The sequence below is a fragment of the Allobosea sp. P2_B12 genome (assembly GCF_056404835.1).
Genome location: NZ_JBFUDG010000012.1, coordinates 58,089 through 82,354 on the forward strand (window position 1 = coordinate 58,089; position 24,266 = coordinate 82,354).

The 24,266-nt window shown below is 61.3% G+C and carries 19 protein-coding genes and 1 pseudogene; 7 read left to right on the forward strand and 13 right to left on the reverse strand.

Features of this window, described 5'->3' with window-relative positions; genetic code table 11:
* Positions 1-97: 97 nt before the first annotated feature.
* Both AC1DYU_RS22275 and AC1DYU_RS22280 read right to left on the reverse strand, forming a co-directional pair.
* Positions 98-997 carry a LysR family transcriptional regulator gene (locus tag AC1DYU_RS22275; protein WP_476793538.1) on the reverse strand — a complete coding sequence of 300 codons (900 nt, stop codon included), beginning with the start codon at positions 995-997 and terminating at the stop codon, positions 98-100.
* Between the two features lie 758 nt (positions 998-1,755).
* On the reverse strand, positions 1,756-2,961 hold the full coding sequence (locus tag AC1DYU_RS22280) for a diaminopropionate ammonia-lyase (protein ID WP_476793539.1): 1,206 nt from the start codon (positions 2,959-2,961) through the stop codon (positions 1,756-1,758).
* A gap of 416 nt (positions 2,962-3,377) precedes the next feature.
* Here AC1DYU_RS22280 and AC1DYU_RS22285 point away from each other — a divergent pair, with 416 nt between their 5' ends.
* The gene (locus AC1DYU_RS22285; protein ID WP_476793540.1) at positions 3,378-4,874 is read left to right on the forward strand and encodes a M20 family metallopeptidase; all 1,497 of its coding nucleotides are present in this window, start codon (positions 3,378-3,380) and stop codon (positions 4,872-4,874) included.
* On the opposite strand, the pseudogene AC1DYU_RS22290 reads toward AC1DYU_RS22285, so the two are convergent.
* The 4 genes and pseudogenes from AC1DYU_RS22290 to AC1DYU_RS22305 all read right to left on the reverse strand — a co-directional run.
* Positions 4,867-5,085, reverse strand: a pseudogene (locus AC1DYU_RS22290) (malonyl-CoA decarboxylase N-terminal domain-containing protein); the annotation flags it as partial. The gene AC1DYU_RS22285 and the pseudogene AC1DYU_RS22290 sit on opposite strands and share 8 nt — an antisense overlap.
* 221 nt (positions 5,086-5,306) lie before the next feature.
* Positions 5,307-6,446, reverse strand: a complete 1,140-nt coding sequence (locus AC1DYU_RS22295) for a M24 family metallopeptidase (RefSeq protein ID WP_476793541.1) — start codon at positions 6,444-6,446, stop codon at positions 5,307-5,309.
* A 46-nt stretch (positions 6,447-6,492) separates the two neighbouring features.
* Positions 6,493-7,701, reverse strand: coding sequence for an aminotransferase class V-fold PLP-dependent enzyme (locus AC1DYU_RS22300; protein WP_476793542.1), 1,209 nt, complete (start codon positions 7,699-7,701; stop codon positions 6,493-6,495).
* A 339-nt stretch (positions 7,702-8,040) separates the two neighbouring features.
* Complete coding sequence (locus AC1DYU_RS22305; protein ID WP_476793613.1) at positions 8,041-9,168, reverse strand: amidohydrolase; 1,128 nt, start codon at positions 9,166-9,168, stop codon at positions 8,041-8,043.
* 165 nt (positions 9,169-9,333) lie between these two features.
* Here AC1DYU_RS22305 and AC1DYU_RS22310 point away from each other — a divergent pair, with 165 nt between their 5' ends.
* Positions 9,334-9,798: an Lrp/AsnC family transcriptional regulator gene (locus tag AC1DYU_RS22310; RefSeq protein WP_476793543.1), complete on the forward strand. Its 465-nt coding sequence runs from the start codon at positions 9,334-9,336 to the stop codon at positions 9,796-9,798.
* Between the two features lie 67 nt (positions 9,799-9,865).
* Here AC1DYU_RS22310 and AC1DYU_RS22315 read toward each other — a convergent pair whose 3' ends face one another.
* From AC1DYU_RS22315 to AC1DYU_RS22330, 4 genes are all read right to left on the reverse strand, one after another.
* Positions 9,866-10,897 (reverse strand): ABC transporter ATP-binding protein, encoded by a 1,032-nt coding sequence (locus AC1DYU_RS22315; RefSeq protein WP_476793544.1) that lies wholly within the window; start codon positions 10,895-10,897, stop codon positions 9,866-9,868.
* Between the two features lie 99 nt (positions 10,898-10,996).
* Positions 10,997-12,139, reverse strand: coding sequence for a M24 family metallopeptidase (locus tag AC1DYU_RS22320; RefSeq protein ID WP_476793545.1), 1,143 nt, complete (start codon positions 12,137-12,139; stop codon positions 10,997-10,999).
* A gap of 2 nt (positions 12,140-12,141) precedes the next feature.
* Positions 12,142-13,902 carry an ABC transporter permease subunit gene (locus AC1DYU_RS22325; protein ID WP_476793546.1) on the reverse strand — a complete coding sequence of 587 codons (1,761 nt, stop codon included), beginning with the start codon at positions 13,900-13,902 and terminating at the stop codon, positions 12,142-12,144.
* Between the two features lie 137 nt (positions 13,903-14,039).
* The gene (locus tag AC1DYU_RS22330) at positions 14,040-15,146 is read right to left on the reverse strand and encodes an ABC transporter substrate-binding protein (RefSeq protein ID WP_476793547.1); all 1,107 of its coding nucleotides are present in this window, start codon (positions 15,144-15,146) and stop codon (positions 14,040-14,042) included.
* On the opposite strand from AC1DYU_RS22330, the gene AC1DYU_RS22335 reads away from it, so the two are divergent.
* Positions 15,145-15,591 (forward strand): hypothetical protein, encoded by a 447-nt coding sequence (locus AC1DYU_RS22335; RefSeq protein WP_476793548.1) that lies wholly within the window; start codon positions 15,145-15,147, stop codon positions 15,589-15,591. The two genes, AC1DYU_RS22330 and AC1DYU_RS22335, sit on opposite strands and share 2 nt — an antisense overlap.
* Positions 15,578-16,240, forward strand: a complete 663-nt coding sequence (locus tag AC1DYU_RS22340; RefSeq protein WP_476793549.1) for a flavin reductase family protein — start codon at positions 15,578-15,580, stop codon at positions 16,238-16,240. The genes AC1DYU_RS22335 and AC1DYU_RS22340 overlap by 14 nt, the downstream gene beginning before the upstream one ends.
* A 401-nt stretch (positions 16,241-16,641) precedes the next feature.
* Here AC1DYU_RS22340 and AC1DYU_RS22345 read toward each other — a convergent pair whose 3' ends face one another.
* A complete protein-coding gene (locus tag AC1DYU_RS22345; RefSeq protein ID WP_476793550.1) occupies positions 16,642-17,289 on the reverse strand; it encodes a GntR family transcriptional regulator in 648 nt (215 codons plus the stop codon).
* 200 nt (positions 17,290-17,489) lie between these two features.
* Here AC1DYU_RS22345 and AC1DYU_RS22350 point away from each other — a divergent pair, with 200 nt between their 5' ends.
* From AC1DYU_RS22350 to AC1DYU_RS22360, 3 genes are all read left to right on the forward strand, one after another.
* Positions 17,490-18,902 (forward strand): SLC13 family permease, encoded by a 1,413-nt coding sequence (locus AC1DYU_RS22350; protein WP_476793551.1) that lies wholly within the window; start codon positions 17,490-17,492, stop codon positions 18,900-18,902.
* A 35-nt stretch (positions 18,903-18,937) separates the two neighbouring features.
* A complete protein-coding gene (locus AC1DYU_RS22355) occupies positions 18,938-20,332 on the forward strand; it encodes a malonyl-CoA decarboxylase (RefSeq protein ID WP_476793552.1) in 1,395 nt (464 codons plus the stop codon).
* 62 nt (positions 20,333-20,394) lie between these two features.
* Positions 20,395-21,924: a malonate--CoA ligase gene (locus AC1DYU_RS22360; RefSeq protein WP_476793553.1), complete on the forward strand. Its 1,530-nt coding sequence runs from the start codon at positions 20,395-20,397 to the stop codon at positions 21,922-21,924.
* 130 nt (positions 21,925-22,054) lie between these two features.
* On the opposite strand, the gene AC1DYU_RS22365 is transcribed toward AC1DYU_RS22360, so the two are convergent.
* Together AC1DYU_RS22365 and AC1DYU_RS22370 are read right to left on the reverse strand one after the other, a co-directional pair.
* A complete protein-coding gene (locus tag AC1DYU_RS22365) occupies positions 22,055-22,378 on the reverse strand; it encodes a hypothetical protein (protein ID WP_476793554.1) in 324 nt (107 codons plus the stop codon).
* Between the two features lie 329 nt (positions 22,379-22,707).
* A complete protein-coding gene (locus tag AC1DYU_RS22370; RefSeq protein WP_476793555.1) occupies positions 22,708-24,177 on the reverse strand; it encodes a carboxylesterase/lipase family protein in 1,470 nt (489 codons plus the stop codon).
* Between the last annotated feature and the right edge of the window lie 89 nt (positions 24,178-24,266).

Below are 24,266 nucleotides of genomic sequence, written 5' to 3' on the forward strand. Positions count from 1 at the left end.
CCCCACGGACGCCGGCAAGCAAGTCGTCGTCACCTCCAGGGCGGCTGAGCAGGACGTCGCGGCAGCGAGACGGCGACAGGCGAACCGCAGGCGCTCGTCACAACACCCCAGTCGACATGTCCAATGAGATTTGCTGCTTTAAGAACCGGACCACGGTCTTGATCCTACCCGAGTACTGTAGATCCTGGTGAACATTTAACCAGATTTCGCGCTCGGCCCGGAGATTTTCCTGGAACAGCGGGTGTAAATTCGGCGCGGTCAGCGCGGCAAACCTGGGCAATACGACAAGACCCAAGCCGGCCGAAGCCGCATGCATTTGCGCAATCATGCTATTTGATGAGAACGAATAATTTGACAGACCGATCAGGTCACGATGCCACCGAACGGCATCGACCACAACCAAATCGTCGATATATCCGACGAAACTATGATTGGCCAATTCAGATTCCGTCTGCGGACGACCGAAGCGCTCGAAATAAATATCGGAGCCATACGCGTGAATGGCAAACGATCCCAATTTCTCCGAAACGAGACCTTGGCCTGGCGGCTTGAAGAAGCTGAGAAACAGGTCCGCTTCCCGGCGGTTCACGTGTATCACTTGAGGCGACGTAACCAATTCCAGCCGAAGGTCGCGCGCAGCAGCGTCCAAAGCCAGCAACCGCGGTGCCAGATAGAGAGACGCGATACCTTCCATAGTGGCCAGACGGACCACTCCGGACGTGACCTCCGGAGCGACGTCCGCCCGTATGCCAATTACGGCGCTCTCGATGGTTTCGGCATGGCGAAGCACTCTTTCCCCGCTGTCGGTGAGCCGAAAGCCGCTCCTGGTGCGCTCGAAGACGCTCAATCCAAGAGTGCTCTCCAAGTGCGCGATACGCCGGCTGACCGTGGAATGGTCGATGCGCAGACGCTTCGCACTTTGTGCCAAGCTCCCTGTCCTCGCAACATCAAGGAAAACACGCAAATCATCCCAGTCCAGGTTGTCAATTGCGCTCATGGGCCTTCGGGTTTCTCACCATGTGCTTTGTAAACCGACCTATCCAAGATGCCTTGCCCGATTGCTCAGAGGCGGCCCATGTTACGCCGCGAAACAGCCACCCGCCATCAGGTTATCCGCGCAGCCACTACAAGGCGGCGGCGCACCCGCTCTGGTGTTTTTGGACAGGGTCGCGACTTCCGGCCTTATCCATTTGTTCGTGAAGCGACCCGCCACGTTGCCGGACGGATCGGGTTCCCGAGACGTTCATTCTCCCCTTTCCATCCGGGGAGCACCTCTCGGACACCCATCCTGAACCACGACCTGTTCGAAAAAAACAGCGGACTGAGCCGTGATGGTTGAGAGCCCCGAGATCTGCAGGTGGCGTCTTCGTCGGTCCGACGTACCTCGCCCTCGTCACGATTTTCCGTCAGCTCTTCGCAGCGTCATCTCCGGTTGTCGAAGATCGCGTGAAACTATGAGGCTGGCGCAGCTCTGCGCACTTCCAGCCATGGCTGCTCCATGGTTTGCTGGCCCTCCCCAGCGCCGGGATCCGCAAAGCGTCATGTCCGCGCCAATGCGACGGCACGGTTGCTCGTGCCATGCCTGAACTCGCCGTCGGGCTGCCGCCCACGCCTGCAACCACGTCGCCCGAGCCGAACCATTGCGAAGTGACGGCAACGACGTTCGAAGTTCGCTTTCCTTCATAGTCGAGCGCCGGCTTCGCATGGAGTTCGTCTCTCCATGCGCTCGTTTCGGCACCCAGGCCGCGATGGGTGTCAGGCCGTCACGTTCGTGTCCGCGACGACAGCCGCGGGTGAGCGTCCAACGATCTCCTCATAGAGGACGGGATCGGTAGCTCCTTCCGTATTGATCAGGAAAATGCGTGAGCTCTCGTTCAAGCCAATCTGCTTCCTGTGCTCTGGATTGGACGCCACCTGCTTCAGCGCGGCGAGACCCACGCCTCCGCTTTCCCCCGCCACGATCGCCGGATCTGCGCCTCCGGGCGCCGCAAGGAGCTTCATCGCGTCGATGGCCTCGCCGTCCTCGACCGTCATGAAGGCATCGGCGACACGCGACAGAATCCGCCAGGCGACGAGGGAGGGCTCGTAGCATTCGAGCATAGCCATCACCGTGGGCTCAGCGTGCTCGACTTTGACGATCTGCCCGGCTCGCGCGCTTTCGAACAGACACGCAGCCTTCGATGGGTCGACCACTACGAAGTATGGGCGCTTCTCTCCCAGCGATAGCGCGAAGAAGGCGGCAGTAGCTGCGGCTATGCCGCCTACGCCGGCCTGGACGAACACGTGGGTCGGAGGCTGAGGGATCTCTTGCAGGACTTCGCTCAACAGGGCGGTGTAGCCCTGCATCACCAGGCTTGGAATCCGCTCGTATCCTGGCCACGAGGTGTCCGAAACGATGATCCAACCTTCCCTTTCGGCCACGCGGCCGGCTTCAGCGACAGAGTCGTCATAGTTTCCGGCGACACGCACCATCTCGGCACCGTACCGGGCAATGGCAGCAACCCGTTCGTCGCTGACGCCGGAATGGACAAAGATGACGCACCGCGCTCCGATCAACTGCGCACCTTGCGCGACCGATCGACCGTGATTTCCGTCCGTGGCGCAAGCGACGGTGAGCCTCCTGGCGACCGACCTCACTTCCGCAGAATCAAAATCCGCGATATCGATCGTACGGTCGAGCTCTTTTGATGTCTGTTCGACAATCAACCGAATGACGGCGTAAGCCCCGCCCAACGCCTTGAAGCTTCCAAGTCCAAGTCGGTGTCCCTCGTCCTTGACGTGCAACGTGCCCACCTGGAGCGACACCGCCAAGTGCGGCAGCGAAAGAAGCGGGGTTGGCCGGTGGCCTTCGCGCCTTTTTAGATAGCGCTCGACCTCGATCACCGCGCCCGGTCCGAGCACCTCCGCATCGACCGCAACCAGGGGATTGCCGTGATCCGGGAGAGAATTGACGATGAGCATAAGGCCTGTCCTTCAGCGCGACGTTAATCACCACATTAGGCAGTTGCATACGAGTATTGCGCTCCAATCAGTCCGCGAACATGCAATTTTGCTCATTCAACGAGCCAAATGGCGCAAAATTGCTGCGCTTCGAGCTTAGGCTGGGGACCGCTCAAACTCGATACAACCGGCAGACGCAACCCGCCTGCACGATCGATGCTCGCCCGAGGTCGCGCCGCCCGTTCCCCTGCGAAAGTCTTCGCCTGAAAGACGCAGCCTGCTCACGCGGCAAAATTGCAAACATACCCCGCCGGGCGAGACAAACCCGCACATACCCCGCCCAATCAGAGCGCTCTACCCGCTCAAGGCAGCATATCGTCCGCCTGAATGGAACGCAGCTGATGTCGCCATCGTCAGCTGCCCCACGAGGTGCGTTGATGCTCAGCCTCACCGAGTCGACCAAAGAACGCGATCAGATCGTCGCTTCGGCGTTAGCCCATGTTCGCAATGGCAGCTTTTTTCACGAGCTCAGAGCGCGGATTGCGATCGCCACCGAGAGCCCGCGCCTGGACTCTTCGCCGGAGAACCTTCGATACCTCGAAGGCGAGATCCGCCCCCTTCTGGAAAGCATGGGGTTTCAGTGCGATCTGCTCGAAAACCCCGTGGTATCGCGATTGCCGGCGCTTCTGGGGGAACGCATCGAAGATCCCGAACTGCCGACGATTCTCATGTATGGGCACGGCGATGTTCTTTGGGGTATGGCCGGAGCATGGAAGGCGCAGCGCGACCCGTGGGCGTTGGAGGAAGCGGAAGGGCGCTTCTATGGCCGAGGGGTCGCTGACAACAAGGGGCAGCATACCATCAATCTCGCCGCGCTGAGGCTGGTCCTGGAACAGCGTGGTCGCCTTGGATTCAACGTCAAGGTGCTTATTGAAATGGCAGAGGAAGTTGGATCGCTCGGACTTGCCGAGATCACCCGCCACCATCGCGATCGGCTCAAGGCCGACTGCTTGATTGCTTCCGATGGACCGCGCATCGGCGCGTCGTCGCCGACCCTGTTTCTCGGCAGCCGTGGCACCGTCGGCTTCAACCTGATCGGCCATCCTCGCCAAAGTGCTTACCACTCCGGAAACTGGGGTGGCCTTCTTTCAAATCCCGGCATCAGGCTCACGCATGCTCTCGCCTCCCTCACCGATGAGAAGGGTCGGATCGTCGTTCCGGAGTGGACCCCTGCAGGAATCCCCGCGAACGTCCTCGCTGCCCTCAAGAAGCTGACCTTCGAAAAGGGCGCGGACGATCCTGAGATCGACGATGACTGGGGCGAGCCGGGCTTGACCGGGCCACTGCAAGTCTACGGGTGGTGCAATTTCGAGATCCTCGCATTCACCTGCGGACAGCCGGAGGCTCCGGTCGGCGCAATCCCTCCATACGCCAGGGCAACCTGCCACCTACGGTTCGTCGTGGGTGTCGAGGCGTTAGACGTCATTCCCGCCCTGAGACGACACCTCGATGCCAGAGGCTTCTCCGACATCGAAATCGAGGAGCTCAAGGAGGATTTCTACCTGGCCACGAGGACCGATCCGGACGATCCATGGGCCAGGTTCGTTCTTGCCTCGATGGAGCGGACGATCGGCCGGCCGGTGGCCCTCCAGCCGAATTTTGGGGGTTCACTGCCCAATGAAGTGTTCGCCCAAATCATTGGAATGCCTACACTTTGGATTCCCCATTCCTACCCCGCCTGCTCACAACATGCCCCGGACGAACACATGCCCGTGACGATCGCCGAGGAGGGTATGCAGATCATGGCTGGGTTGTTTTGGGACCTGGGCCAAGACCCAAGAGACTGGCGCTCATGCGCCGATCGACGCGAGCCGGTCGCATCGCGTGTTCGGTCATCCGCACCAGCACGGGCGCGCCATCGGACGCAAGGTTGAGGCGACGCAGCAGCTCCTGCGGGCGAGGCTCGGCGGCATGGTGCAACACCGAGATCGCCGCAGCCTGGTGCTTCGCACGATAGGCTTCGATGGCCTTGTCTAGGAACGCGTGGTCCGGGCCAAACCGGTCCTGGAGGAGATTGAAGAAGGCGAGCCGGCCGGGCTTGTCGAGCCGCTCCCAGAGACTAAGCACTGCCTGCGCCAAGGCCATGCCGGAGGCCTCGCCCCGCCCGGAGAGCAAATCGTCGCAAAGTCGATCCAAGGGACGTCGGCGTTGACCGACATCCCGTTCGAACCGATCAGGGCGCGCCCTCGATCGGTCACGCTCGTCAGAAGTCCGCTGGGAAACGAGACGTCCATGCGAGCCCTCTAGGTCCCCGGGATCAGACGTTCGAGCGACTTGGCCTATCGAAGGCGCCGTTCCAGTCCGTGCTATTTGGCCTCGAAGATCACCCGCGGGGTTTGCGTGAGCCGCTCACCACCACCGTCGGTGACGAGCACCGTTTCACTCACAGCCAGCCCGCCCGCCGAGGCGTACATGTGGAACACCATGTCCCTCTCGATGGACCACAAGGCTTTCGGCGAGAAATTTCGATGCAAGTCGCTCAGGCGCTGTGACGCGGAGGAGTTGTATCCCAACGTGTAGCCCGTGATGTTGTCGTAGCTAGGCCGCAAGTTTTTTTGCAGTGCTCCGACGCGCATGATGGCATCGACATCGCTTGCAAGGGCTCCGGGCTTCATTGCCGCCAGCTGCTGGTCCTGAAGCTCGCACAGTTGGGCAAAAACATCCTTTTGTTCGTCGGTGGCCGCACCGACGACCACCGATCGCATGATTCGCACGGTGTAGTTTTTCAACCGTGGCAGGAGCTCGATGTGTACGACCTGACCGTCTCCAAGTGGCTCATCCGTCATGAACCCGTGCAGTGAATCCCAACCGGTGCTCGCGGTGATGTGCCCGATGAAACCGTCGTCGAAGCCGAGTCGGTAATAGGCCGCCGCCGCGATCGCGGCGATCTCCCTTTGCTTGATACCAGGACGGATTGCAGCGACGACCTCGCTCACCACCTCATCGAGAATTTGGGAGCCTCTGCGCATATGGGCAATCTCGTGCGCCGACTTGATCCTCCGCAGATCCCACGTCGACCGCTCCAGATCCACGAACCCGGCATCCGAAAGCTTGTGCTTGAGAGCCAGCACACGCGCTTGTGTCATCGAGTTCGACTGGAACTCGATCCCGATACGGACCTTGCCGTTTTCGCCCGCCGGAAAGTGCTTCATCAAAACCTCGATAGGGTCCTCCCAGTCGAGAAAGGTCACGATCCGATCAATCCAGGTCCGATGTCGCGCGGGAGCCGCATCAAGGCTTCTCAGCAAGAGAAACGGCTGCCCGCTGTCGGGCACGATTACGGCGCGCCACAAATTCTCGGTGGTGACGTAGCCAGACAACCAACCCATGGTCTCGGGCTCGTCCAAGATGGCCCAATCAACGTTTCGAGCCCGCAAGACTTCCTGGACGCGCCGAAGCCGATCATGGAAATCCTCCAGCGGAAAAGGGGATGCGAACTGTACCATGCAAAAGGTCCTCGGCTCAGATTGGGGCGTGGTTGGCGCCGGCGAGTCAGCTCGCTCGCGACTTGGCGACGGCGCGGATGGCGGACGCCACGCGCTCGATCTCCTCACCGGAGTTGTAATAGTGCGGGGAAACTCGAACGACAGGCGGCAGCTGCCGGGCGGCTGCATCGATGGGTGTGCTGGTGGGCGGCGACACCGACACGTTGATCCCCATCGCAGTGAGCCGCCGCATGACTTCCGCGGCCTCCACTCCATCGACTGTCAGCGACAGAATTGCGGCCCGGCGCCGGCCGAGATCGTGCAAGCGGACACCCTTAATTTCCGCCAGTTGGCTCCGCAACGTGTTGGTCAGCTCCGCGCAGCGCGCCTCGATTGCCTGCAACCCGACCGCCAGGGCGTACTTGACGGCCGCGTTCAGGCCCATGCGGGTCGAGTAATTTGTCTCCCACGTCTCGAAACGCCTCGCGTCCGGCCTCAACCCGTAAGTGCGCGGCCCGGTCATCGGCGCACCGAAGAGGTCGAGCATGGCCGGCTCGGTGTGGTCGAGGACCGCCTTGCGGATGTATAGAAATCCAGTACCGCGAGGAGCGCGGAGATACTTCCGACCGGTCGCCGTGAGCATATCGCAATTGAGAGCTTCCACGTCGATCGGCATCTGCCCGACGGCTTGGCAAGCATCAAGGAGGAAGGGAATTCCATGCCTGCGGGCGATCCTGCCGACTTCCTCCGCGGGGTTGACCAGCCCCCCATTGGTGGGAATCCAGGTGATTGCTATCAGCCGAACCCTCTCGTCGAGCATGGCTTCAAGCGCCGACGGGTCGAGCGCACCCGCTTCATCGTTCGGCACGACCTCGATCGAGGCCCCCGTGCGCTCGGCAACTTGCAAGAAGGCGATGAAGTTGGCCGCAAATTCGGCATTGGCGGTGAGAATCCGGTCGCCTGCCCGAAACTGCATCGAATAGAATGCGCGCTGCCAGGCTATGGTCGCGTTCTCGGCAATCGAGATCTCATCAGGCCGAGCGCCGATCAAACGCGCGACCGAGCCGTATACTGCGTTCAGCTCATCGTAATGCTCGGCGGCGGCCTCATAGCCGCCGATCTCAGACTCCCGAACAAGATAGTTCTGCACGGCCGCCAAAACCGGCTTTGCTATAAGCGCAGCGCCTGCGTTGTTGAAATGAGCTCGATGGGCTACGCCCGGCGTATCGGCCCTGAGAGCATCAATATCCAGAACTGTTTCAGCAAGGTCGGTCATTATTATTCGAGATCTCCGCGTGCGGGCGTCCACTGGTCGTGAAGTTTCGTCTGCCAAAGGCGCCGAACGCAGGCAATTGGCATTTTTGCATGTATCATTGCGTATACTGATGCTGCCCTCGGCTCGATCACGCTCTGCCCGATCGCTTCATTCCCAAACCCACGGGCGAGCCTACCGGGATGAAAGCCTACCAGCGCGGAGCAGACATCAGAAAGGGGCGCCAACGCAGGTTGGAGCGCCTTCGCGCCAACTTGCGGACCAGTTTTCTCGCCGTGAGTAGGCCCGTCAGCGGCCCGGTGAAATACCGAAACCGACGTGGCGCGGCACGTTCCCGGCTACTCATGACTGAGTGGCCAGACGCCTCCGAGCGATCGCAGCATGAACGTTGGCACCGTGCAGGAGGCCCCCGTCGTCAAAGTCGAACTTGGGGTTGTGCGCAGAAGCGCTGTCACCATTCCCAATACGTGCGAACACTCCCGGAACATGCGCCAGGAAACGGGCAAAATCTTCAGAGCCCGTTCCCGGCACCGTAGAGAGTTTGACTTTGTCGGTTCCAAGCACGCTCCCGGCAGCGGCCAGCATTTCCTCGACGAGCGCGGCGTCGTTTACGACAGGCACGAACTCGCGCAGATAGGAGAGCTCGGCCGAAAGGCCGTATGTTTGAGCCGTGCCCTTCGCGATCTCGAGCATGTGCTTTTCAATCTCAAGGCTCACTTCCGGCACAAAACTGCGAACATCCCCCAAAATTCGCGCCTGGCCAGGCAGCACATTCCGAGTGCCATCGGTTATGACTTCGGTTACGGAGACGACTGCCGTTTCGTTAGGGCGAAGCCTCCGCGAGACGATCGTCTGCAGGCTGCAGATGAGGCTCCCCAACGCCACCATCACTTCGCGCCCCGACTGAGGTCTCGACGAGTGTCCGCCGACGCCCTTCAACGTGATCTCGAAATTGTCCTCTGCGGAAGTAACCGCGCCAATGCCCGCCTGTAGCTGCCCCACCGGCATCCCCGCGGCATTGTGCAGTCCATAGATTTCATCGAATGGGAAGCGCTCCATCAGCCCATCGGCGAGCATTGCGAGCGCACCCTTACCCCATTCCTCCGCAGGCTGAAAAACAAACCGGACCGTCCCGTCGAAGCCCCCTTCCGCTGCGAGCAATTTCGCGGCTCCGAGCAACATTGTCGTATGCCCATCATGCCCGCATGCATGCATCAGACCCGGCTTTTTCGACTGATAGGAAAGGTCCGTATCCTCGAGGATGCGAAGCGCATCCATATCCGCACGAAGCGCAACAGCACGATTTCCTGTGCCTCGCTTGAGGGTACCGACGACTCCGGTGCCGCCTACGCCCTCGGCAACCTCGTCCAGACCAAATTCGCGCAGCTTCGAAGCAACGAAGGCGGCGGTGCGATGCTCCTCGAAGCCAAACTCCGGATTGGCGTGCAGGTCGCGCCGCCAAGTCGTCATCTCGCGCTCAAGTTCCAAATAATCGAGCTTGCTATCGTTGCTCACGAAACCCTCTCAAATTCTGGATGGGGCAATCGGTCGGATATCGACTAAACGTTATTGCAATCCGCTAGAGAAAGGCGCTCTGTTTGGAGGCCTTGGATGCACATTTGTAACGCGTGGACCATGAATCCGAATCTCGACAGCTTCGATCGCGCGATCCTCGAAATTCTCCAGCAGGACAATCAAACGCCCCAGCGAACGATCGGCGAGCGCGTCAACCTCTCCGCCGCCGCCGTCCAGCGACGCATTAAGCGCATGGAAGAGGGCGGAGTGATTTCCAGAAATATTGCCGTTATCGAGCCAACGGCCGTGGGGAAACCGATCACGTTGTTCGTGGAAGTCGAGCTCGATAGCGAAACGATACGCCATATTGACGAAGCGAAACGGATATTCATCGAGTGTCCATTTGTGCAACAGTGTTACTATGTCACCGGAGATGTCGAATTTATCCTCGTAATTGTCATATCGACAATGTCAGCCTACGAGGATCTAACGAGACAACTGTTCTTTAACAACACGAACGTGAAAAAATTCAAAACGTTTGTAGCGATGGATCGTGTGAAGGTTGGCTTGACGGTCGCGATCTAAATTAATCTTTTATTCTGAGATATTCACGGTCTTAACGCGTCGATAAGAGGCTCTCGCTGCACCTTAGCTAGGCTACGAAATAGCGGGATTTTTTCATGTCCGGCACCAGATGGATCTCCGAACCGTGTTCGATCCCCGAGCACAACTCGTTGCTCGGCAACCGCACCTTTAGTTCACCGAGTTCAGTCCCGACGAGCAGAGTCGTGGTCTCTCCGGCATACGCCTTCTCAAGCAAATTGGCCTTGAGCCCCTGCCCCGTGTTTGAAATCGAAAAGTGCTCCGGTCGGATGCCCAGCCTGCCTCTTCCGCCGTGGACCGTAGATTGACCAATCGGAACGGATTGACCTTGTTCAAAGCCAGGGAAGGTTACGGTCGCACTTCCATCGGCGATATCCTTGGCATTGACGTCGATAAAATTAGTCTCCCCGATGAAGTCGGCCACAAAATCAGTAGCCGGCCGCTCGTACAGGGATGTTGGGTCACCGATCTGCTCGATTCTGCCTCCCCGCATGACAGCGACGCGGTCAGCCATCGAGAGCGCTTCTTCTTGATCATGAGTGACAAAGATGATCGTGCAGCCGATGGTTCGATGAAGTCGCTTAATTTCGAGCTGGAGCTGCTGTCTGAGCTTCCTATCTAGAGCGCCGAGCGGTTCATCCATTAGCAGAACCGATGGCTTGAATACGATCGCGCGTGCCACCGCAATGCGCTGCTGCTGGCCGCCGGAAAGTTGAGCTGGGTACCGTGCTCCATAAGCGCCGAGATCTACGAGTTCCAGAACCCTCTCGACCTCATCGGCGATGAGTTTTTGCTTCCACCCACGACGCCGCAGCGGATAGGCAATGTTCTCCGCCACGGTGAGGTGTGGGAACAGTGCATAGCGCTGAAAAACCATTCCAATTCCGCGCTTATGCGGCGGCTTGTTGGTCACCACCTCCGAGCCGATGCGAATTTCACCGGCGGAAGGAATATTGAAGCCAGCGATGTTCATGAGGATCGTGGACTTTCCCGATCCACTCGGCCCCAACAGCGCGAGGAACTCACCTTCGGCGACATCGAGCGTCACGTTATCGAGCGCCACCATGGAGCCATAGCGCATGGTGAGGTTCGATACAGACACCGAAGCGCCTTGAATGGTCAAATCCGCTGATGGAGACTTCACGATCACAACCCTTTTGCGAGCATCACTGTTCTTTACTTACGCGGCGACGCTAAATAGTTTTCTCTCACATTGGGTCAGGCGCTCGATCCCGTTCGTTCGGACCACGACAGCCTCGCTAATGGCCAAGCCTTCGGCAGAGAGGTACATGTGGAGGACCATCCCCTCCTTGAGCGTCCACGTCTCAGCCGGCGTGAACTTATGAACGAACTCGCTGCCCTTCTGCGTGGACGAGGGATAGCAACCCAGAGTGTAGCCGGTGATGTTGTCGTAACTCGGACGAAGACCGGCGGCGAGGATCGGCTCGCGTGCCAGGGCGTCGATATCCCCAGCCACAGCTCCGGGTACCATTGCCGCAAACTGTCGATCCTGGATTTTGATCAACTGATCCATGACATCGAGTTGCTCCTTGGTCGGCTCGCCTACGACGACCGACCGCATGATCCGAGAGCTATAGCAGCAAACCCGGGGGGTCAGCTCGATATGGACGATGCTTCCTTTCTCGATGGGATGAGTATGCTCATTCCCGTGTAGCGCGCCCCAACCGATCCCAGTCGTGATCGGTCCCACGCGGCCCGGATCGGCGCCCATCTCGAGATACGTGATCGCGGCAGCCTTCACGACGTCGCGCTGACGCCCTCCAACCTTGATGGCTGCAACGCCTCGTAGCACCGCCTCATCGCAGATTTGCGCTGCGCGACGAAGATACTCGATCTCCGCCGGCGACTTAACGGCTCTCAGCTCCCAAATGCGAATGCCAATGTCCTTGAATTGAGCGTCAGGAAGCTCGCGCTTCAGATCCGCGAGCCGCCGGACAGACATCGACGACGAGTCGAATTCGACGCCGATATCCACCTTGTCGAGCCCGCGCTTGCGGAGTTCCTCAGCAAGCACCGAGACGGGATCGTCCCAGTCCTTGAAGCCAACGATCTCGGAGAATGGCGACCGTTCGATCGCGGGCACGAGGTCAAGACTCCGCACGATGAGGAAGGGCTCACCCTCCCGCGGGACGACCGCGCACCGCCACATCGTCTGTGAAATGCCGAAGCCGGACACCCACTGCATGGATTCCAATTCGTCCAGAACGAGAGCCTGGAGAGCCAACTCGGCCATGATCCCGCGCACGGCGGACAAACGCTGCGCGAACTCTTCCTTGGAAAATTCGAGATCGATGTGTTGCATGATCAGTCGTCCTTCGAAATATGGCCAACGGCTGGCGTTCGCAGTGATAGGAGTTGATGGACCAGATAAGCGGCTGCCAGTGCGGCAAAGAAAATCACTGCGACAACGGAAACTTGGGGGCTGATTTCTTGCTTGATGTCTTCCCACATCCGGACAGACAATGGTACGCTGCTTGGACCGCCTAGAAACAAGCCCAAGATGACATCGTCGAATGCCATGATGAATGAGAAGAAGATCGCACTCAGCAACGACGGGAGGAGCAATGGAAGCGTGACCGTCCTGAAGGCCGTTATCGGAGTCGCACCGAGGCTTTGGGCCGCACGTTCAAGCGAGGCGTCGAGCTGGCGCAAGCCACCGACGATCGCGATCAGCGCATACGGGATCCCGACGACGGTGTACGCAATCACGAAACCCGCTTTAGTCCCGAGAAGCCCTATCTTTCCGAGGAAGAAGTACAGACCCAACGCAAGCACGACGTGCGGCAGAACGATCGGTGAGATCAGCAATATGTAAATCGCGATACGAGCTGGCGCCCGCTGACGGACGATCGCGTACGCTGCGGGAACGCTCAAAGCCACCGCGAAAAGGGAGGCCAGCAGGCACGTTTGGATACTAAACCAGGCGGCCCGAAGCCATATGTCGTTGGAAATGAAGGTGTTGAACCAACGCAGGGAATAGCCGGGAGGCGGGAACGTGAGGTAGGACGCCGAACTGAAGGCGAGCGGAAAGATGACCAGCAGAGGCACAAGCAGAAAGATGAACGCCAGGACCGTCGTAGTCCACAGCAAGGGAGTCCGAATGACAGCGAGCGCGTCCGACAGCGACCGTGCGAACGGATGAATTCGGCAACGTAAGCTTTCGAGCGCATCCGGATAACGTGTGAGGCCCGTCCCGTTTTTCGCGGCCAGCTTTTTTGTACTCCTGTCCTCTCCCGTATCCGGGGCCAGCGTCGAGCGAAAAATAAACAGCATCGCTATTACAATGCTCAACAGAATGACTGATTGCGTGGTCGCACCAACGAAGTCAGCGAGCGCCGTTACTCGGACTGTGATGCCTTGCGCGAGCATGTAGTCCCCTGCCCCGCCGAGTAGAGCCGGCGTAACGTAGAAGCCGAGGCAGGACAGAAAAACGAGTGTGCAGCCGCTGACGATGCCGGGGGCGGTCAGAGGCGCGAATGCGTGAAGGAACGCGCTGACGGGATTGCTGCCGAGATTGGCGGCCGCGTCGATCAACGATCGATCGACACGCATCATGGCCGCGTAAAGCGGAAAAACCATGAGCGGCAACTGGATCTGGACCATGCCGACATAAACGCCGAACGTATTGAACACCAGATCAAGCGGATCCTGGATGAGCCCCGCACCCAGAAGAGTCTTGTTCACCACGCCATTGGGCGCCAAAATGATGACCCATGCATAGGTCCTGATCAGGACGCTTGTCATGTACGGCAACGAAACAAGCAGAAGTAGAATGGCAGCCGCCCTGCCTTTAACTTTCGAAAGTTGGTACGCAAGCGGGTACCCGATCAACAAACATATGAATGTGACGATGATCGAAAGAGTCAGTGTCCTGAAGAAGATCCGTACAAATGCCGCCTGCGACAGGGTTTGCCGGTAGCCTTCCAAGGTCCATTCGCTTCCGACCCTAAAGCTTCCGCCAAAAAGCTGGAGAAGGGGGACGAGATAGAACGCAGCAACAAATAGCAACACTGGCCCCAACAATAGAAGTGGGGCCACGTAAGCCGCTTTTCTCGATTTTGTCACCAGTACAACCCGCCAATGTTGCTTTGGAGAAGAGCTACGAGGCGCGCGTTGCGTCATCCCGTAGCCGTGCTGAAGGCCAGGCCGGACTCACGAACCGCCTGCAGCACTTGGTGCAGGCGGCTCGAGAGACCCTAAGATCAGCGAACGCCAGAGATCCAGGCTTCCCACTGGGAGACAGCGTACCGCTCGTTGTCCTGGCCCTTCGTCTGCTGAGACCAGAAGTCGTAGTTTTGCACGATCTGAAGGCCGCGCACTTTTTCGTTGGTCGGGAGCAGTGCCGCGCGAGCTGGATCGATCAGCTTGAATGCGTTGGCGTTGGGCGGGGAGTACAGAATGTGCTTGGCAAATTCCGCTTGGCGATCAGCCCGAGCGCTAAAGCCGAGGAACTTCATCGCGTTCTCGGCATTCTTGGCGCCCTTCAACACGTACCAGTTGTCATACTGGATAATGCCTTGATCCCAGCTGACGCCCAGGTTCGCGCCTTCCTCGATCGCGCCGAAAACACGTCCATTCCAGGCGCTTCCGATCACGGCCTGCTTGTCGATAAGCAGCTGTGAGGTCTCAGCTCCGCTGGTCCACCACTTCAGGATGCTTGGCTTGATCCGCTCGAGACTCTTGAAGGCCCTATCCCAATCGATCGGGTAGAGCTTTGCCGGATCCACGCCGTCCGCCAGCAGGGCGATCTCATACGCCGCAGCGGTGGGACCCCAAGTGCCACCAGCGAGGGTACGCTTGCCCGGAAAGCGCTTCACATCCCAAACATCGGCCCAGGTCTTAGGCGCCCCATTGGGAAAAGCCGCTTTGCTGTACACGCTAATGAGTGAGTAGACGATGTGGGGGCACGTGTATTTCGATGTCGCGATGGGCGTGAACGCCTCAAGATCTTCTTTCTCGAAATACTGGTAGTCGATGGGTAGAAGGAGTCCGTCGCGCTCGAAGCCCGGCGTGACGCCACCCGCGGCGACAGCGACATCATAGCGCGGCGCGCCGGCCAAGATGCTGGCCCGAACAGCGCCCGTTTCCACACGGGGATTCCGGATGACCTTGATGCCGGTCTCCCGCTCAAACGGCTCGAAATAAGCTTTGCGCTGAGCCTCGCCCCAGACGCCGCCCCCGTCGAATACGACGAGCTCGCCGGTTCCGCGAATGGTCTTAGCAATCGCCGGCTTGAATAGTCCAGTAACCGCAAGGGCGGTTGCGCCGGCACCTTGAAGAATATTACGCCTATTGAGTTGTTGAGACATGTCTAACCTCCACCTTTTAACTTCCCCGGTTGGCGGATTGGTTGATCCCGATCCGTCCACGATTACCAAGAAGCTTAGGCCGCCTTCCGCGATCCTTGCACTCGAATTGCAGGCCGCTTCTGCAATTTTGTCTCGCGAAAGCGGTGAAATCGGAGGCGATGCCTCAAACGCGTCGGTAGAAGCACGCACGTCGCCTCAGCGTCGGTTTTCGGCGATTTGCACTATTTTTGGTCACTATCTGGGTGTTTTTTGGGTGAAGGTCGCTCGAAGCACTTGTCCTCGACATCAAAGCCACAAGCGTCGGAATGAGAAAATGCTGCATTATCATGCCGAAATTGAGGCGCATGCCTCTCGAGGACTTGGTACCTTCTTTCGCATAGCGATAGGCCAGAAGCGGCGCCTGTCCGGTTCTCAACTCACGGGATGTGCCGATGATTTATACTGATGAAAGCGCCAACATCTCGCTGGCCCATGACCCGCTCAAGGCTATTGTGGCCCCAAGGCCGATTGGGTGGATCACGGCTCAGAGCACGAGTGGCGCTATCAATCTGTCGCCTTACAGCTTCTTCAACGCCGTCGCGACACGACCACACATCGTTTCCTTCTGCTCCGAAAGCAGGAAAGATGCGGTGACGTTTATCGAGGAAACGCGTGAATTCACCTGCTCCTTCGTTTCCAAGCAGCTAGCCGACGCGATGAATGAAACGTCCGCCGAACTTCCCCGCGGACAAAGCGAGTATGCGCATGCCAAACTTGAGATGGAGGCGTCCCGATATGTGCGCCCTCCCCGTGTCTCTGGAACTCCCGCCGCTCTCGAATGCAAGTTGATCTCTGTCCTTCAAATGCGAGACCTCGAAGGAGCTCTCATCCCGACCTTCATGGTCATCGGCCAGGTTGTCGGCATCTATATAGACGCCGCCTACCTGAAGAATGGCCGGTTCGATACTGCTGGGGCCAACCCGGTCGCCCGCTGCGGCTATGCGGACTATGCCGAGGTCAACGAGCTGTTCTCCATTCTACCGCCAAGTTGGCGCGACAGGTCGCCCTCACCGGGGGCGGACATTCCTCGTCGTGGAGCGGAAGGGGAGCGATGAAGGATCGCCCGCCCTGACCTACAAACATCCCCCTTTAAATCCTACGTCTAGCTTACTGGACATCCGCGCAGGCCTGAGGAACACCCAAGATGGAGCTCAGCTTCGTTCGATATCGCCGGACAATTTCGGCGGCTGATAGTATCACGGAAACGGGACCAGGGCATTGCGATCGCGCTGGAACGTGCGTGAATCCTTAAAGGGGTCTTCCGGGCTCAGGGGTGAAGGTTCTCGGTGCGACACTCGCCGATGATGACGGCTGGATTGCACAGCCGTCGGAGGCCCTTCAGCTGATGTGTTTCAGCACCGAAGCCTTAACCTACCTCAATTTACAAAATACCTTTGAAATTAGCTGGTTAGGCAGCATTCGCGAGGTCATTCTTCGGCGCTTACTCACATGAAGGCTACGCAGCGCGATCGAAGGAGGCGATGAAGTCGGCGAGGCGCTCGCCCTGGATTAGAACATGGTCCCGCAGCTGCCGTTCCGCCGCCTCGCTGTCGCCGGCGCGGATCGCATCGACGATCGCCTGATGTTCCGAGAGCGAGGTCGCGACCCGGCTGCGGGCGCGCAGCTGCAGGCGGCGATAGGGCTTGAGACGAGTGTGCAGCTGGCGGGCTTGTTCCGCGAGGAAGCCGTTCTGGCAGGCCTCGTAGATCGCGAGGTGGAAGCGCTCATTCGCATAGTAATAGGCGTCGGGGCTGCCTTCGGCGGCATTTCGCACGCATTCCTCATGGGCGATCTCGAGCTCTTGCTGCTTTGCGTCGGTGATCCGGCGGGCGGCCAGGGCTCCGCACATGCCCTCCAGCGCGGCCATCACCTCGAAGCGCTCGATCACGTCCTTGAAGCTCAACGAGGCGACGAAGGCGCCGCGGCGAGGCTGCAGAACCACCAGGCCCGTGGAAGCCAGCTGCATGAAGGCTTCGCGGATCGGGGTGCGCGAGACCTCGAAGCGCGTGGCGAGGCTCTGCTCGTCGAGCCGCTCGCCCGGGCGCAGCCTGCCCGTCACGATTTCGTCTTCGAGGACGTCCCTCAGATTCTGTGCACGTCTCATGGCCGTGTTCCTGCTTCGCGCACATTAGCACGGCAGCCGGTAATCCGAAAAAACAAATCTCGTATACAAGAACATTGACTCTGCATCCAATTGATGCGTTTCATAATGCAAATCCAACGAGGGGTATCCTGCGCAACCCCCGCCAAGGGCTAAAACCATTGGCCAACCGCGCGGGGAGGAAACGAAACAACGGGGTCGCCATGTCGCCGCAGATGCTCTCGATCTACGCGCTTGCCGTCATGTTCGTGGTTGCCACAATCCTGCCGATCAATATGGGCGTCCTGGCTTTCGTCGGCGCCTTTCTGGTCGGCACCCTCGCGGCCAACCTGACGGCAAACCAGATCATCGCCGGCTTTCCCGGCGGCCTGTTCCTGACCCTGGTCGGGATCACCTTCCTGTTCGCCATCGCCCAGAACAACGGAACCATCGACTGGCTGGTTCGCCTGGCCATGCGGGCGGTGCGGGGGCGCATCGCCGCCATCCCGTGGATCATGTTCGGAGTTTCGGCCCTGCTCACATCCGTCGGCGCGGTCAGTCCCGGGGCGGTTGCGATCATTGCGCCGATCGCGCTCGGCTTCGCGCTCAAATACGCCATCAACCCGCTGCTGATGGGTCTGATGGTGATCCATGGCGCTCAGGCCGGCGGCTTCTCGCCGATCAGCATCTATGGCGGCATCACTAACCGCATCGTCGCCAAGGCCGGCCTGCCCCTCAACGAGATCGCGACCTTCCTGGCCAGCTTCGGCGTCAATTTCGCCGTCGCCGTCCTGCTCTTCTTCGCGCTCGGGGGGCGGAGGCTCCTTTCCGCGAGAGCAGACTTGTCTCCGGATCGGGCGGCAGCACCCGCGGGTACGGGGACTCTCGCGCTCACGGTTCCGGGCTCCGTCACGAGCGCCCGGCCTGCCGACGCCCAGGCCTATGGCGACGCCGAGCTCGAGGCCGCTACCGAGGAGCGGCTGCTCGCAAAGCAAGAGGCCGCCCCCGCGCTGACCGCTGGGTCCGAAGATTCAGCCGCAGGAGGCGCGCACTGGTACCGCATCCTCACCCTGGCGGGCCTCGTCCTGCTCGCGGTTCTCACTTTGGCCTATAATCTCGACATCGGCTTCGTCGCGATCAGCATCGGGCTGGCCCTGTCGCTGATCGCCCCGAACCTGCAGAAGCGCGCCATGGGGCAGGTCGCCTGGCCGGAGATCATGCTGATCACCGGCGTGAGCACCTATGTCGTGGTGCTCGAGAAGATGGGCACCATCTCCTTCGTCGGCGACAGCGTCGCCACGCTCGCCTCGCCGATGCTCGCGGCCCTGCTGCTCTGCTTCATCGGCGCGGTGGTCTCGGCCTTCGCCTCGTCGACGGCGGTGCTTGGCTCGCTCATCCCGCTCGCCGTGCCGTTCCTGCAATCGGGCACGGGCGTCAGCGCGGTCGGCTTCGTCGCCGCCATGGCGGTGGCCTCCACCATCGTCGACGTCAGCCCCTTCTCCACCAATGGCGCGCTTGTCCTAGCCAACGCCCAGGGCGTCGATCGAGAGGCCTTCTTCCGCAAGCTGATGGCCTATGGCGCGGCCGTCACGCTGATCGCCCCGATCGTCGTCTGGTTCCTGTTCGTCGTCCTGTGAGCCTTGCCTTTCGCCGGAAGCAAAGGAGATGACCCGTGAAGCTCTCTCGATCGGTACCCGGACTGGAGGCCGCGCCGGCCTTCCTGAGCGACCTCATCGACACGCTGACGGAGCGGGGGCGCTCCCTGCTCCGGCAAAGGGAGCCTCGCGGCGCAGTCCCCAAGGACACGCTTCCGGAGCTCGGCGAATTGCTGCTGTCGCGCCGGGGCGAGGCGTCCGGCGTGGTCCTGGCGCAAGCCCTAGCCGCCGGCTATGCCGCCGCCGACCCGGTGAGGAGGCTGGAGTTCCTGACGGCGCTGGCGGACCGCTTCGGGCCGGACCGGCGCCGCATCGAGATCGCGATGGAGACGGCTCGCCGCGGCGATACGCCCGATAGCCTGGAAGATCTGCATGCCGCAGCCGAGCCGCGCCGCCAGGAGCTGCTCCGGCGCCTCAACCTCGCCCCCGGAGGCACCACGGCTCTGGTGCGCATGCGCGAAGAGCTGCTCGGGCATCTGGCCGACCATCCGGAACTGAAGCGGGTCGATGCCGATTTCAGCCATCTCTTCTCGTCCTGGTTCAACCGGGGGTTCCTGGTGCTTCGCCCGATCGACTGGTCCACGCCGGCCAACATCCTCGAGAAGATCATCCGCTACGAGGCCGTGCATGCGATCCAGAACTGGGACGATCTGCGCAACCGCCTCGAGCCCGAGGACCGCCGTTGCTACGGCTTCTTCCACCCGCAGCTCGTCGACGAGCCGCTCATCTTCGTGGAAGTGGCGCTGACGCGAAGCATCCCCGGCGCGATCGGGCCGCTGCTCGACCTTGCCCGCAAGCCGACGCCGGCCGCCGAGACCACGACCGCGGTGTTCTACTCGATCTCGAACACCCAGAAGGGGCTGGGCGGCGTCTCCTTCGGCAACTTCCTGATCAAGCAGGTGGTGGAGAACCTCAAGCGCGAGCTGCCCAATCTCAAGACCTTCGTCACGCTGTCGCCTGTCCCCGGCTTCGCAAGCTGGCTGGCGCGCGAGCGAAGGGCTGAAGGCTCGGCCTGCCTTGATGCTACGGCCCGGCAGGCCTTCGCGACGCTCGACGAGCCAGGCTGGCACGAGGATCCGGCCAAGCTCGAGAGGCTCAGGGAACCGCTTCTGCAGGCGGCCGCCTATTACTTCCTGAAGGCGAAGGATGCGAAGGGCCGGCCGGTCGATCCCGTGGCGCGGTTCCATCTCGGCAACGGTGCCCGCCTGGAGCGGCTGAACCTCTTCGGCGATCTCTCGGCCAAGGGCCTGAAGCAGTCGCACGGTCTAATGGTGAATTATCTCTACGCGCCCGACGAGATCGAGGCGAACCACGAGGCGTTCGCCGAAAACGGCAAGGTCGCGGCCTCCGCTTCTGTCCGCAAAACCCTGCGCGCCGATCTTCCCTCCCGCGACCTGGTGCCGGCGCCATGACCGCCATCTCGCTCGAGACCCTCATGCGATCCGTCATCGATCCCCGTTTTGGAGCCCTTGCCATGAACGCGAACCTGTTTGACCGGCTGGAGCGCGGGGTCACCGACCCGGCCAGGACAGCGATCACGACCCCTGCCGGCGAGACCGTCAGCTATGCCGGGCTCATCGCGCTGGCCGGCCGTCTCGCCAATGTGCTGGTCGCCCGCGGGGTCAAGCCGGGCGATCGCGTCGCCGTCCAGGTCGAGAAGTCGGTTCCGGCCATGGTGCTCTATCTCGCGGCGGTGCGGGCGGGCGCCGTCTACCTGCCGCTCAACACGGCCTATACGCTCGCCGAGCTGGAATACTTCATCGGCGACGCAGAGCCTTCACTGGTCGTTTGCGATCCCGGCAGGCGCGAGGGTATCGCCGCCATCGCCGCGAAGGTCGGCGGCCGCGTCGAGACGCTGGACGCAAGCGGGCAGGGCACGCTGAGCGAGGCTGCCGATCAGGCCCCGGAAGCCTTCGCGACGGTGCAAAGGGCGGGCGATGACCTGGCCGCTATCCTCTACACCTCGGGGACGACGGGCCGCTCCAAGGGCGCCATGCTGACGCATGACAACCTCGTCTCGAATGCGCTGACCCTGAAGCAGGTCTGGCGCTTCACCGAGGGCGATACGCTCATCCACGCCCTGCCGATCTACCATACCCATGGCCTGTTCGTGGCCTGCAACGTGACCCTGTTCTCCGGCGCGTCGATGCTCTTCCTGCCGAAATTCGATGCCGACGAGATCCTGGCGCTGATGCCGCGGGCGACAGCGCTGATGGGTGTGCCGACCTTCTATGTGCGCCTGTTGCAGCATCCGGGGCTGACGCCGGAGACGACCGCCGGCATGCGCCTGTTCGTCTCGGGTTCGGCGCCGCTGCTGGCCGAGACGCATCGCGAATGGAGCGCCCGCACCGGCCACGCCATCCTCGAGCGCTACGGCATGACCGAGACCAACATGAACACCTCAAACCCCTATGATGGGGACCGGGTGCCGGGTGCTGTCGGGTTGCCGCTGCCGGGCGTGGCCGTCCGCATCACCGATCCGGAGACGGGGGCGGAGCTGGCGCGCGGCGAGATCGGCATGATCGAGGTCAAGGGGCCCAACGTGTTCAAGGGCTATTGGCGCATGCCGGAGAAGACCGCGGCGGAATTCCGCCCGGACGGCTTCTTCATCACCGGCGACCTCGGCAAGCTCGACGAGCGCGGCTATGTCCACATCGTCGGTCGTGGCAAGGACCTCGTGATCACGGGCGGGTTCAACGTCTATCCGAAGGAGATCGAGGACGAGATCGACGCCATTCAGGGCGTGTCCGAGTCGGCGGTGATCGGCCTTCCGCACGCCGATTTCGGCGAGGGGGTGACGGCGGTCGTCATCCGGTCCAAGGAAGCGCCGGTAGACGAGCGCGCGATAATGGCCGCGCTCGACGGCCGGCTTGCGAAGTTCAAGTTGCCCAAGCGCATCGTCTTCATCGACGAATTGCCGCGCAACGCCATGGGCAAGGTACAGAAGAACGCCCTGCGCGAGAGGTTCAGCGGGCTCTACCAGACATCGGCCAAGGCTCGCTGAAGACCTGCTAGTGGAGGCAGCCGACTGGCGCGGCCACCTCCGGCGTAGATGTCCCCACCGCATGATGGGCATGTGCGACCGACCGTTCTTGTATCCGGGGCGCCGCCCTATATGAAGAAAAAGGAAACGCTCAAGGTTCAGTCACATCCGTAAAAGGAGCTGTTCCTTGATCCTGTCTCTTCTCTCTCGTTCGCTGGTCCGCACAGGTCTCGAGGTCGCTCGCTTGAGGCGCCAGCTTGATCGCCGCGGCAAGGAGCGTTCGCTCTGGACCGCCTTGCTCGCAGCCCGCTTGCAGGAGGCTGATGGTTTGGTCGCCGACCATCTGCGCCTCGGTGTCCAGGCTGATCAGCTGATCGGTAACCGGCTCGAGGGATGGGCGTTTCACCGCTGACGCAAACGGCGGACCTTCAAAGTTGCCGTCAGCCTTCTGGGTCGGGGTTGCGATCGTGGCCATGATGTCTCTCCTTCGGGTAGTCGGGGACCATCGCCGACGCCTGAAGAAAGGGGCAAGCGGAGGGAAACCCCCGAAGCGGGGTTGACGGCACAAGGCGAACACGCCCCCGCGCAAAGAGGGCTGTCGCACTGTCAAAGCCCCGGTCGGTCTTCCAGGTATTGGCGTAGCGATCACGATGCCCGGGTTGTGGCGGCGAAATCGCGCTTTTCAACCGCGCAGTCTGCGTGCGCTTAGCGTTGGGTTGCAGAGACCTTTTCGACCATAGCCGGATTAGACGCTTCCATATTCCGCGCCTGCTGACCTGCCAGCCCAGCGAAGGGCTGGATGCGTTAGCGATCGAATAATCCGTCGAAGATGCGGCGCACATCCTCTGACGGGTCCATCCGCAGCTCCGCGCCGTCAATGCCGAAAACCTGCGTCGCTCGCCTCTCGGCATCGTATGGTGCCCAGGGAGCGGTCCCGTCGGTCCGGACGAAGGTCGCTAAGGCTTCGTTCATGCTGCCGGGGCCTTTGACGGCCGACGGCCTGCCGTAGGGCCCCGGCTGATTCCAGATCAGGCCCAGATCGGCGATATGGGGCGCCTGGCCGGCGAAGGGCCCGGCAGGGAGCGGCCGGTCGTTGCGGTAGACCCAGGTCGGCTGTCCAGCCGCCGCATGAAGCTCGGCCAGCCGGGTCGACGGCAGTTCGTATTCCTCCGCAGTCAGCAGCCGGAGGCGACGCGCACTTGCAGGCAGGCCAGGCCATGCGCGCGAGGCACGCATCTCGGCCTCCGCCATAAGGCTCGGCGACAGATGCGTCAGCAGCCGCCCGTCCCATGCTTCCGTCGTATTGCCGCCGCCATGCCATGGCTTGCCGATGAACGCTGCCGCCTCGTCGCGAGCTGTTCCGATCAGGAGCGGCACCGGCTGGCAGGGCCACAACCGCTGCGGCGCCAGCGGCAGGAATACCCCGTCCAGCACGGCACGAAACGGTTGCCGCCGCACCTCTTCCCGAGTCAGCCGCATCTGCAGGGCGATAAGGTCGGCGACCGGCATCGTCCGGAGATGCTGCAAACCACCGCCGGCAAGCGCCAGAGCTCGCTCGGCGACCGCGACCGCCGCATCGAGGCCGTGGACCGTGTCGCCGCCGCCGGAACTCGAGAACGCCGCGTGGAACAGGCCTGCGGTGGATGGGGCAGCCAAGAGCGCGGCGACGTTCTTTGCCCCAGCCGACTCGCCCCCGAGCGTCACCCGACCAGGATCGCCGCCAAAGGCGGCGATGGCCTGCTGAACCCAGCCGAGCGCCACGATGATGTCGCGCAGGGTGTTGTTACCGCTGCCGCGAAAATCCTCGCCGAAGATGCGCCCGCCCTCGAGGAAGCCGAGCAGCCCGAGCCGATGGCCGACCGTGACGCAGGTGATCCCCGCTCGCGCGAAGGCTGCGCCGTCATAGACCGGCCGGCTGGTGCCGCCGACGATCTGGCTACCGCCGTGCAGCCAGACGAGCACCGGATGCGGCCCGGCTCCAGCCGGTGACCAGATATTGAGGTAGAGACAGTCCTCGCTCGCCGTTACCGGCGGCATGGCGTCGGGGTCACCGGGATAGAAGCCCGGATCGGCCGGTTGCGGCGCTGCCGGTGCAAAGGTCAGCGCGTCGCGCGTCCCGGCCCATGGGGGAAGCGGTTGTGGCGGCCGGAAACGCAGTGCGCCGACCGGCGCGGCAGCGTAGGGAACGCCCCTGAAGCACAGGATCTCGCCCGAGCGCACACCACGCAGCCGCCCAAAAGGCGTGTCGACAACAATGGCGCGCTCAGCGGGCACCGCGTTCCGGGACGCACTATGCAGCATCAGGCGTGGTCTCGATGACGGCTGGTCTGGCTCTGGCCGGAGCGCCCGTGATCGCGTGTGCG

Excerpts from the sequence above, each read along its gene's own strand:
- AC1DYU_RS22340 (WP_476793549.1), top strand. The coding sequence starts at position 15,578 with ATGATTTATACTGATGAAAGCGCCAACATCTCGCTGGCCCATGACCCG.
- AC1DYU_RS22295 (WP_476793541.1), bottom strand. The coding sequence starts at position 6,446 with ATGGTACAGTTCGCATCCCCTTTTCCGCTGGAGGATTTCCATGATCGG.
- AC1DYU_RS22365 (WP_476793554.1), bottom strand. The coding sequence starts at position 22,378 with ATGGCCACGATCGCAACCCCGACCCAGAAGGCTGACGGCAACTTTGAA.
- AC1DYU_RS22360 (WP_476793553.1), top strand. The coding sequence starts at position 20,395 with ATGAACGCGAACCTGTTTGACCGGCTGGAGCGCGGGGTCACCGACCCG.
- AC1DYU_RS22335 (WP_476793548.1), top strand. The coding sequence starts at position 15,145 with ATGTCTAACCTCCACCTTTTAACTTCCCCGGTTGGCGGATTGGTTGAT.
- AC1DYU_RS22305 (WP_476793613.1), bottom strand. The coding sequence starts at position 9,168 with ATGACGACTTGGCGGCGCGACCTGCACGCCAATCCGGAGTTTGGCTTC.
- AC1DYU_RS22345 (WP_476793550.1), bottom strand. The coding sequence starts at position 17,289 with ATGAGACGTGCACAGAATCTGAGGGACGTCCTCGAAGACGAAATCGTG.
- AC1DYU_RS22320 (WP_476793545.1), bottom strand. The coding sequence starts at position 12,139 with ATGCAACACATCGATCTCGAATTTTCCAAGGAAGAGTTCGCGCAGCGT.
- AC1DYU_RS22330 (WP_476793547.1), bottom strand. The coding sequence starts at position 15,146 with ATGTCTCAACAACTCAATAGGCGTAATATTCTTCAAGGTGCCGGCGCA.
- AC1DYU_RS22310 (WP_476793543.1), top strand. The coding sequence starts at position 9,334 with ATGAATCCGAATCTCGACAGCTTCGATCGCGCGATCCTCGAAATTCTC.
- AC1DYU_RS22315 (WP_476793544.1), bottom strand. The coding sequence starts at position 10,897 with ATGCGCTATGGCTCCATGGTGGCGCTCGATAACGTGACGCTCGATGTC.
- AC1DYU_RS22280 (WP_476793539.1), bottom strand. The coding sequence starts at position 2,961 with ATGCTCATCGTCAATTCTCTCCCGGATCACGGCAATCCCCTGGTTGCG.
- AC1DYU_RS22350 (WP_476793551.1), top strand. The coding sequence starts at position 17,490 with ATGTCGCCGCAGATGCTCTCGATCTACGCGCTTGCCGTCATGTTCGTG.
- AC1DYU_RS22300 (WP_476793542.1), bottom strand. The coding sequence starts at position 7,701 with ATGACCGACCTTGCTGAAACAGTTCTGGATATTGATGCTCTCAGGGCC.
- AC1DYU_RS22275 (WP_476793538.1), bottom strand. The coding sequence starts at position 997 with ATGAGCGCAATTGACAACCTGGACTGGGATGATTTGCGTGTTTTCCTT.
- AC1DYU_RS22285 (WP_476793540.1), top strand. The coding sequence starts at position 3,378 with ATGCTCAGCCTCACCGAGTCGACCAAAGAACGCGATCAGATCGTCGCT.